The sequence below is a fragment of the candidate division WOR-1 bacterium RIFOXYB2_FULL_36_35 genome, from assembly GCA_001771505.1.
Lineage (GTDB): Bacteria > Margulisbacteria > WOR-1 > XYC2-FULL-46-14 > XYC2-FULL-37-10 > XYB2-FULL-36-35.
On the sequence record MEUA01000025.1, the window covers coordinates 1 to 9,814 of the forward strand.

The 9,814-nt window shown below is 32.2% G+C and carries 9 protein-coding genes and 1 pseudogene; 9 read left to right on the forward strand and 1 reads right to left on the reverse strand.

The annotated features are described in order from the left end of the window. A pseudogene (locus A2290_02765) lies at nucleotides 1–266 on the reverse strand (cell filamentation protein Fic). Between the two features lie 85 nt (nucleotides 267–351). Here A2290_02765 and A2290_02770 point away from each other — a divergent pair. From A2290_02770 to A2290_02810, 9 genes are all read left to right on the forward strand, one after another. After that, nucleotides 352–552 carry a hypothetical protein gene (locus A2290_02770; GenBank protein ID OGC15108.1) on the forward strand — a complete coding sequence of 67 codons (201 nt, stop codon included), beginning with the start codon at nucleotides 352–354 and terminating at the stop codon, nucleotides 550–552. Continuing rightward, nucleotides 534–1,184: a hypothetical protein gene (locus A2290_02775; protein OGC15109.1), complete on the forward strand. Its 651-nt coding sequence runs from the start codon at nucleotides 534–536 to the stop codon at nucleotides 1,182–1,184. Before A2290_02770 ends, A2290_02775 begins: the two co-directional genes overlap by 19 nt. A gap of 88 nt (nucleotides 1,185–1,272) precedes the next feature. Next, nucleotides 1,273–2,586 carry a UDP-glucose 6-dehydrogenase gene (locus A2290_02780; GenBank protein OGC15110.1) on the forward strand — a complete coding sequence of 438 codons (1,314 nt, stop codon included), beginning with the start codon at nucleotides 1,273–1,275 and terminating at the stop codon, nucleotides 2,584–2,586. Continuing rightward, nucleotides 2,583–3,512, forward strand: a complete 930-nt coding sequence (locus A2290_02785; protein OGC15111.1) for an NAD-dependent dehydratase — start codon at nucleotides 2,583–2,585, stop codon at nucleotides 3,510–3,512. The genes A2290_02780 and A2290_02785 overlap by 4 nt, the downstream gene beginning before the upstream one ends. Continuing rightward, nucleotides 3,502–3,999 (forward strand): hypothetical protein, encoded by a 498-nt coding sequence (locus A2290_02790; protein ID OGC15112.1) that lies wholly within the window; start codon nucleotides 3,502–3,504, stop codon nucleotides 3,997–3,999. The genes A2290_02785 and A2290_02790 overlap by 11 nt, the downstream gene beginning before the upstream one ends. 195 nt (nucleotides 4,000–4,194) lie before the next feature. Continuing rightward, nucleotides 4,195–5,718: a hypothetical protein gene (locus A2290_02795; protein OGC15113.1), complete on the forward strand. Its 1,524-nt coding sequence runs from the start codon at nucleotides 4,195–4,197 to the stop codon at nucleotides 5,716–5,718. A gap of 97 nt (nucleotides 5,719–5,815) precedes the next feature. Beyond that, the gene (locus A2290_02800; GenBank protein ID OGC15114.1) at nucleotides 5,816–6,733 is read left to right on the forward strand and encodes a hypothetical protein; all 918 of its coding nucleotides are present in this window, start codon (nucleotides 5,816–5,818) and stop codon (nucleotides 6,731–6,733) included. 1 nt (nucleotide 6,734) lies between these two features. After that, the gene (locus tag A2290_02805) at nucleotides 6,735–8,093 is read left to right on the forward strand and encodes a hypothetical protein (GenBank protein ID OGC15115.1); all 1,359 of its coding nucleotides are present in this window, start codon (nucleotides 6,735–6,737) and stop codon (nucleotides 8,091–8,093) included. Between the two features lie 13 nt (nucleotides 8,094–8,106). Further along, complete coding sequence (locus A2290_02810; protein ID OGC15116.1) at nucleotides 8,107–9,726, forward strand: hypothetical protein; 1,620 nt, start codon at nucleotides 8,107–8,109, stop codon at nucleotides 9,724–9,726. The last annotated feature ends 88 nt before the right edge of the window (nucleotides 9,727–9,814 follow it).

Below are 9,814 nucleotides of genomic sequence, written 5' to 3' on the forward strand. Positions count from 1 at the left end.
TAAATAAAATCATAAGCCGAAGCATGTCCTATTGCTTCAAGGTGATCCCTTAACGGCTTGCCTCCGATGGTTATTCCGTCTTCTATGACAACCTTTGTCTCTGATTCGGTTAAAGAATTTCCCTCAATTGCATTGCTTGTGTATGTTAAATTGATTTTATAATATTCTTTAAGTTGGGTTATTACAGAGGGTGAAAATGGTCGAAAAGAATCCAATTCATTTTTCAGCTTATTGCATTCTTCCATTTTGTTTGTAAATTCAAACATTAATTAATATTATAGCACGAAGATACTATATTTATATCGCAAAAATGAGACGGAATTTCGGTTGGAGATGTGGTAAAATATTTTTATGGTATGGGATTATAAGGAAATTGAATATAAAAAACAAGAGAAAGCTGATCCAGTCTGGGGTTTGGAGCGCCTAATTAATTATGGTCTTGATGGAAAAAAACTCAATAAAGAAATGCTTAAAAAATATCTTCCTCAATTAAATATTCCTGAAAACAGAAGGGCCTTTTTGGAATTGCTTTTATGGAACAAACAGTTTTAACTTATATTCAAAAAAAGGCGATTGCTTTTATTGGAAAAGAGAGTAATTTTAAGGATTTTTATTTGAGCGGCGGGACAGCTTTAGCCGCTTATTATTTAAAGCATCGACTTTCGGATGATTTGGATTTTTTCAATTATGATAATCCTGATGCAGTCTTTTTGCATGATTTTGCAGAAAGGCTTAAAATCGAAATCAATGCTACCTCTGTTCGTTTTGAGCGGCTTTATGATAGGAATATATTCTTTTTTAAAATCAATGAAGAAGAATTGAAAATTGAATTTAGTAAATATCCATTTATACAATTAGAAGCCACAACCGTTAAGAATGATATTAAGATCGATAGCTTGCGGGACATTGCTACTAATAAACTAATGGCGCTTTTAGACCGTTTTGATCCAAAAGATTTTGTGGACATGTTTTTTTTGTTAAAAGAATTTAATATAGAAAATATTCGCTGTGATGTTGAAAAGAAGTTTGGCATTAAAGTTGATGACATTTTCCTGGGTGGGGAATTATCAAAAGTGAAACGAATTGAAGCTTTGCCCAAAATGATAAAACAAACAACTATTAAAGAATTGAAAGATTTTTTCTCTGATCTGGCCAGAGGATTAAGTTCTAAAATCTTTGAGTAATTGAGTTGAAAGAACTAAAAAACCTAAAAATATGAAAAGAGTTTTCTATCCTTAAGTTTTTTTGTTTTTTGGTTAATTGGAGGCATAAATGAAACTAGCAGTTATCGGGACCGGTTATGTAGGCCTTGTAACAGGAGCCTGTTTTGCGAATCTTGGAAATGATGTTGTATGTATCGATAAAGACCAAAAACGGCTTGAGATTTTCTCAAAAGGCGATATTCCTTTTTATGAGCCAGGACTTCCTGAGCTTGTTTCAAAAAACCATAAAGCAAAAAGGCTCATTTTTAGCCATGATATTTTATCCGCTGTTTTAAATTCAGAAGTTATTTTTATTGCTGTTGGAACTCCTCCCAAATCAAACGGGCAGGCTGATATTTCTGCTGTTATTTCCGTAGCTCAAAGCATTGCAAAGGCTTTAAAATCAAAAAAAGGGAACAAATCAAGGAAATTTAAAGTGATTGTGAATAAAAGCACTGTTCCCGTTGGAATGGGAGATATTGTTACAAAAATTTTAACAGAGAATAAAATACCTGAAAAAGATTTTTCCGTGGTTTCAAATCCCGAATTTTTAAGGGAAGGCTCCGCAATATCCGATTTTATGAATCCGGATAGGATTGTAGTTGGGGCATCCAACAATCGCGCTTTTAATTTAATTACAGAGCTTTACAGGCCGTTAAATGCGCATATAATCTTTACATCGGTTAAAAGTGCGGAACTTATCAAATATGCCTCAAATGCTTTTTTAGCGACAAAAATATCTTTTATAAACGAAATTGCGAATATTTGCGAAAAAGTTGGATCAGATGTTTTGGAAGTTGCAAATGCTATGGGACTTGATAAAAGAATCGGCAAGCAATTTTTAAATGCCGGAATCGGCTATGGCGGAAGTTGTTTTCCAAAAGATGTTTTGGCTTTAATGCATTTGGCTCGCGAGCAGGGTTATGACCCTCAAATTTTATCATCTGTTACCGAGGTTAATGATTTTCAGGTTGATCTCTTTGTCGGTAAAATTTTGAAAGAATTAAAGAAGCTAAGAGGAAAGAAAATTTCTGTGTTGGGCTTGTCCTTTAAACCAGATACAGATGATTTGAGAGAGGCGCCGTCTCTGGAAATTATTGATTCACTGATTAAAAAAGGGGCCAAAATAACAGTTTATGACCCTGCTGTTTCTGTTAATTCAAAAAAACAGTTAACAGCCATCTCTTTTGCCGATGGAGTGTATGATGCAATTGCGGGTGCTGATGCTGTTGTTATTGTTACCGAATGGGCAGAATTTAGAGAGCTTGATTTTGAAAGGGCTAAAAAACTTGTAAAAAATAAGATTATATTTGACGGAAGAAACATCTATGATCCTAAAAGAGTAAGAGAGGCGGGTTTTAAATATATTGGGGTTGGAAGATGAAGATCCTAATCACAGGTGGGGCCGGATTTATAGCTTCCCATCTTATTGATCTTCTTTTGCAGGAAGATCATGAAGTTGTTTGTATTGACAATCTTATAACAGGTTCACTGCATAATATAAAACATCATGAGGGGAACAAAAATCTTAAATTTATAGAACATGACATATCTACACATTTGGATTATAAAGATAGGATTGACTTTGTCCTTCATATGGCTTCTCCCGCCAGCCCTGTTGATTATATGGAACTGCCGATTGAAACGCTGGAAGTCGGGGCGCTAGGTACATTTAATGCTTTGGAACTTGCAAAAGAAAAGGGAGCAAAATATTTATTTGCATCAACTTCTGAAATCTACGGAGATCCATTAGTCTCTCCTCAAAAAGAAGAATATTGGGGAAATGTAAATTCAATAGGGCCAAGAAGTGTTTATGATGAAGCCAAAAGATTTGCGGAAGCGACAACTATGGCTTATCTGCGGCATTACAGTTTGGATACCAGAATTATTAGAATTTTTAATACTTATGGTCCCAGGATGCGAAAGAATGATGGTAGAGTTGTTCCTAACTTTATAAATCAGGCATTGAATAATAAACCTTTTACAATTTATGGAGATGGTAAACAGACGAGAAGTTTTTGTTATGTATCAGATTTAGTTTCTGGAATTTATAAAGTTATGCAATCAGATATTCATACTCCGATAAATCTTGGAAATCCCAATGAGTTTACAATGATTGAGCTTGCACAGGTTGTTTCAAAAATTATAGGAGGTTCTCTGAAAACTATAAATGAACCTTTGCCGCAAGATGATCCGAAACAGAGAAGACCCGATATTTCCAAAGCGAAAAAAGAACTTAAATGGGAGCCTGTTGTCCAGCTTGAAGAAGGGCTTAAAAAGACTATAGAGTGGTTTAAAAATGGCAGATAAAATAAGCGCTGTATTTCTTGATCGAGACGGAGTCGTAAACAAAAAGATTGAAATGGACTATGTCAAAAAATGGGATGAATTTGAATTCCTTCCTGATGCTATCTCTGCAATAAAACTTATAAATGATAAAAATATCCCAGTCTATTTAATTACAAACCAATCAGGAATTGGGCGGGGGAAGATGACGCAAAAAGCTTTGGATATTGTTCATCAAAAGATGGGGGGAGCGCTTGCGAAAGAAGGGGCGCATATTGACGAGATTTTTGTTTGTCCCCATGCGCCTGAGGATAATTGCGATTGCAGAAAGCCAAAACCGGGGCTGCTTTTACAGGCAAAAGAAAAATACCCTGAAATTGATTTTAAAAATTCCTGGTTTATTGGCGATTCGCAGATTGATGTAGAGGCGGGGAAGGCTGTGGGGTGTAGGACGTATTTGTTGAAAACCAGTGAGAGTTTGATGAAAGTTGTGGAGAGTTTAAATCTATAACCATGAATCAGAAAAGATCACAAGTTACTATCTGTCTTCCAACTTATAATTCTTCGAGATATCTTGGGATTACAATAGAAAGGGTTTTAGCTCAAACATTACATTATTCTAGATGCAAAGAAGAAGTTTTAATATTTTTACTGCCTTGTATTTTTTGAATGAAAAAGCAAGTGAGTAAGTAGATTTTTTAATCTTATGGAAAAATCAAAAAAATTGATACTTGGTATTTCTACAAGTTATATTCATTCTATATTGAATATAGGTGTTAATTTAGCCTTAGTACCCATTATTCTTAGCTCGATTGGTAAATTGGAGTATGGAATATGGATTACTATTCTTTCAATTGTTGGCTACATGGGGCTTTTGGACTTTGGTGTTGCAACTGCGACAAGTAAGTTTTTATCGGAAAACAATACACCTAATCTTCCTGAGGCTAAAAAAATAATATCTAATTCGTTTACGGTTTATTCAATTATTGCCAGCATTGTTGTTGTTATTACAGTTTTCCTTAGTTTTTTCCTGATGCGATTTTTTGATATAAGAGAGGATCTTTTAAGTATAAGCTCTATTGTTTTTTTGCTGGCGGGTTTGAATATGGCTCTATCTTTTCCTTCAAATGTGTTTGGTAGTGTTTTGTTTGGATTTAAAGATTTTTTTTCTTTTAATATAATAAATATCCTAGGTGTGATTGTCAACGCAATTCTTACAATTGTTTTATTGAAAATGGGATTTGGGATCATGAGCCTTGCCGTTGTATTGCTTTTGACAACTTTTTTTGTGCTTTTCTTGAGGGTTGTTTATCTTAAAAAAACCATGCCAGATTTGTTTTCTAATTTGTGGGGGTTTGATAGAACTATATTTTTTAAAATATTATCTTTTAGCGGGTTTATGCTTGTTTTAAGTCTTGGCGGACAAATAGTATTTAATACAGATAGCATTATAATTGCAAAATTTTTAGGCATTTCGTCTGTTGCTACATATGCGATTGCTTTTCGTATGACTCAAGCAACTACAACTTTTACATATAAAATATCGGATGCTTTTTTCCCTTTTTTTTCAGAGTTTCATTCTTCCAAAAATAAAGATAAATTTGTTTTGTTTCTATTTGAGAGTACAAAATTTTCAATAGGTTTGGCGACCATACTTTTCTTGATATTGATTTTTTTGGGAAAAGACATAATAGGTCTTTGGGTTGGGAGTCAAAACTTTGTAGGGAATTTAATCTTTTATTTTATGGCGCTTGTGGCTTTAATGGGGAGTATTATTCGTCCCGGAGTTATGGCTTTAAAGGGGATGGGAAAATTAAAAAAGATAGTCTTGTTTAATATCCTCGAAGCTTTTTTGAATTTATTTTTTTCTATTTTTTTAGTTTTAAAATTCGGTTTGTTTGGTGTTATCCTGGGGACTTTTTTGGCCATGTTTGTTACAAGCTTTTGGTTAGTCCCATTTACTGTTTGCAGAGAGGGGCAAATTTCTTTTAAAAAGTATTTTTTTGAAACCATATTTATGCCAATTTTGCTGGGGGTTTGTTTGATGTTGCCTTTTTTGTTTTTTAATTTTGGAATGATAAATAATAATTGGCTTATTATTATAATAAAAGCGATGTTGCTTTCTATTATTTATTTGTTTCTTTTTGTCTTTTTATGTATAAACAAAGAAAGACGTTTGTTTTATATGGAAAAGTTGCGTTGTTTTTTGTTGAAAAAAGCTATATTTTAATATATAAGTTTTATCTAATTAGAAAGGATTTTTTCATGGAAATTAAGCAGACTAAAATATCAGGATGTAGAAAAAAACTCTTTAAAGAGGATTTGACGTGAAATCAAATAATTATCCTAAAGTCATAACAATACTTTTAAATTGGAACCAGGAAAAAGATACTACTGAATGTTTAAACTCTTTAAAAAATATTACTTATCCTAATAATACTGTTATATTGGTAGATAATGGATCAAAAGATGGTTCACAAGATAATATACAGAAAAAATTCCCTGATGTGGAGGTTATAAGAAACGCTTTTAATGTTGGTTTTGCCGAAGGAAATAATATAGGCATCAGAAAAGCTTTAAAGGTAAATTGTGATTTTATTTTATTATTAAACAATGATACTGTTCTAGAACCTGATTTTTTGGATATTTTGATCAATGCCGCCAAGGAAAACAACGAGGCGGGAATATTTTCTCCTCAAATCATGTTTTATAATAATAAAGATAAAATATGGTTTATAGGCGGAGGTTACATGCCCGTGATGAAAAAGCCTTTTCATTTTTATTATAACCAAAAAGACCTCGGGCAGGTTCAAAACAACAGCGAAACTCAATGGGTTTCCGGTTGTTGTATGTTAATAAGAAAGAAAGTTATTGAAAAGATAGGCTTTCTTGATTCTGATTATTTTAATAATTATGAAGATGTAGATTTTTGTAGACGCGCCCAATCAGCCGGTTTTAAAATAATGGTTGTACCAGAAGCTAAAATTTATCACAAATTTGCCGCTTCCATGGGAGGGAAATTCTCTCCTTTTTATACTTATTTTAGGACAAGAAACAACCTTTTATTTTTCAAGAAAACAAAACAATATCTTCCGCTTTTGTTGAATTTTATGGTTTTTCCTGCTTACTCTTTTTTGCAGTCAATAAGAAGGTATGACTTAACGGGGATTAAGTCTACTTTTTATGCCGTGCGGGATTTTGTTTTTAATAAAACAGGAAGAGGTTCGATAGAAAAATTAAAATAATATGTTAAAAAAAATATCAAATATTCATCTACTCATTATTTTTTTAGTTGTTTCAATTCTTTTATTGTTTTATGTTTTTATGTTTACTCCTGCTGTTTTTGTCGGCGAACAATGGGAACATGTTGACCTTTTTGGCAAATTTGATTTAATAAAAATGTTCTCTCCTGTTAATTTGCATAGGGTAATTCTTCCAAGATTAGTTCTTTTTTCCTTAGCCAACTTAACAAAATATGACCAGAGAGCAGAAAATATATTCTCTTTGTTTTGTTTTGTGCTTATTCTCTTTTTTATTTTTAAATATTTCCTAAGTATTTTTCATGATAAAAATATGATCTTGTTGTTTTTTCTTGCTTTGTTATCCCAGTTTTCGCCTGTTCATCATGAAAGTTTGCTGTGGGGTGGGGGGGCGCATTTAATGTCAATCTTTTTTGTCTCTGTCGCAATTAAAAATTCTTTATCGGCAGGAGATAATTTTAAAAGCCTTATTATTGTTATTTTATCGCTTTTTGCGGCTTCTTTTTCATTTTTAAGCGGTCTTTTGGGGTGGGTGATATGCCTGTTTGGCTTTTTTCTGAAAAATAGGCCTAAAACTATTAATCTCTTAATTTTTTCTTTTTTCGCATTGCTCTGTTTTGCTCTTTATTTTTGGGGAGTCTCCTTTTCTGTAAAACCGATTTCATTGCCCGAAGGAGTTTCAAACAATCTATCAGCTATTAGTTCTAATATGAATAATCAGGGTTTATTAGTATCCCCTTTAAGTAAACTAATAAAGATAGTTTTTTATTTTTTTATTTATATGGGAGCTAATTTTATTCCTACATATAAAGCAGGAGTATTTTTAAATTTATTATTGTTTTTGACAGGTTTGTGGGGTGTTTTCATGACAGCTTTTGGGGCTTTTTTGATTCTTAAAACTTTTAAATTAGAAAGAGAAAAAATATTTTTTCCTTATTTATTAATTTTATTTAGTCTTTTAAATTGCGCTATTACTTCCATAGGAAGGACTGACTTTGGATTTAAATTTGCTCTTCTTTCCAGATATCATGCTTTTCAGATGTTATATTTTATTGGGGTCATATGGCTTTTAATTATATGGATGCAGGTAAATGGCATGCTGATTAAATATTTAAAATGGTTTGCCACGCTATTTCTGGCATTATTTATTATAGGTTGGATTGGGGGCATAGGACTTGGTATAAAAAAAATACAAAAGTTTAGGCCTATAGAGAACGAAATAAGACAAAAGGGAGAAAAAACTTCCATTGAGACTTTAAGTGTTATTACTTCTAATCCAAAAATGGTAATTGAAAAAATAAAAATATTAAAAAACAAGCGTTACAATATTTTTAAGGATTTATAAGGAGAAAAAGATCATGACAAAAAAAGTTATATTATTATTCTTGTGTATATTTATTATTGGTTTGTTTGTCAGGCTTTATAATCTGCAGTTTCGCAGTTTATGGGGAGACGAGGCTCACAGTCTTTATATCTCATACAATTTTTATGAGCACAATTTTAGACATGAAAAGATAAGTTTTATAGAGACTTTTCGTGAAATATATCAAGCAGCAACAATTAATCTGACACAAGATTCTCATTTGCCGGTTTATTTTGTCTTGCTCTCTTTTTGGATTAAGCTTTTCGGACCATCTGAATATATCTTACGACTTTTGTCTGTAATTATAGGATTAAGTTCAATTCCTCTCTTGTTTGTTTTTACAAAAAAATATTTTGATTCTAAAGTTGCTTTGGCTGCTTCATTTCTATTAAGCATATCGCCGCTGTTAGTTATGCATTCTCATGAAATACGGATGTATGGGCTCCTTATGCTTTTTGGGTTGCTTTCAACCTGGTGTTTCTGGGAGATTTTAAATAATGGAGAAAAAGTCTGGCACAAAATAGGATACCTTGTTTTTTCTTTGTTGTTTTTACTGACTCATGTATATTCCCTCCTTTTAATGGCATCTCATTTTATCTTTTGGTGTTATTACTGCTTTTTTAATAAAAAAATCAAGGAGTATATAATTTTGCCTCTTCTTCTTTTTGTTGCTGTTTTACTTGCGAGTCCATTTTATATCAAGATGTTTATGCTTAATTTTTCAAATGTCATATCTTCTCAGGCCGAAATGGCTTTTAGTGTTTTCCCATGGTACACAAAAATCATATTGTTTCCGTTTGTTTTATCTTTTGGCGAAACTCTGGCGCCTTGGAGTTTTTTTGTAGTTATGCCCGTCGGTTTGGCATGGGCTTTTCTGCTTTTGAAAAATTTTAAAAAGGCTAACAATATAAAGATAGCATTTCTTCTTATCCTAGTTTTGTTCCCTATTATTTCTTCCGCCATTTTATTAAAACCTACCATGCCAAAATATCTTATAGCTTCTTTTCCCTTTTATCTTATTCTTGTATCGTATTCCTTGACGAACCTGAAAACAAAACCCTTAAAATATCTTTTGATATTGTTGATTGTTTTCGGGTCTCTTATTTCCATAAAAAATTATTTTTCTTTGGAAGAGTATCATAATTCAAACCAGATTGAAGAGTGGAAAACTGTCTCTTCAATTATCATGAAAAACAAGCAGGCAGGGGATATTGTTTTAACTACCAGTCACTATATAAATTTCAGAATTATAAATTATTACTTAAATATAATAGCTTTAAGCGGCTTGAAAATTTACACTCTGCATCAGGATTTAAACAAACCTGTTACCCTTATAAACAATTCCTATTGTATGTTTGATTATAAAAAAAGGGTATATCCCATAAACAATATCACCGCAAAAAGAATCTGGTTTGTTGAACATATAGCAGATGACAAGGTTTTCCCTGAAGGTTATATTAATAATTTAAAACAAAGGATATCTTCAAAATATAAAGAGATTTATCAACAGGATTTTACTCCTTACGGCAAAACGTTAGCTGCAAAATTACCAATAAAAAGGCATAGTATTGAAGGGGCGCGTATTACATTGACTTGTTATTCCCTTAAGATATAAAAAATAATGCTGATGTCAAGAAAGTTGTGTAAATTTGTTGGGTACCTCTCCATTGTTTAATGTATAAACTAAAGCATAAATGATTCTA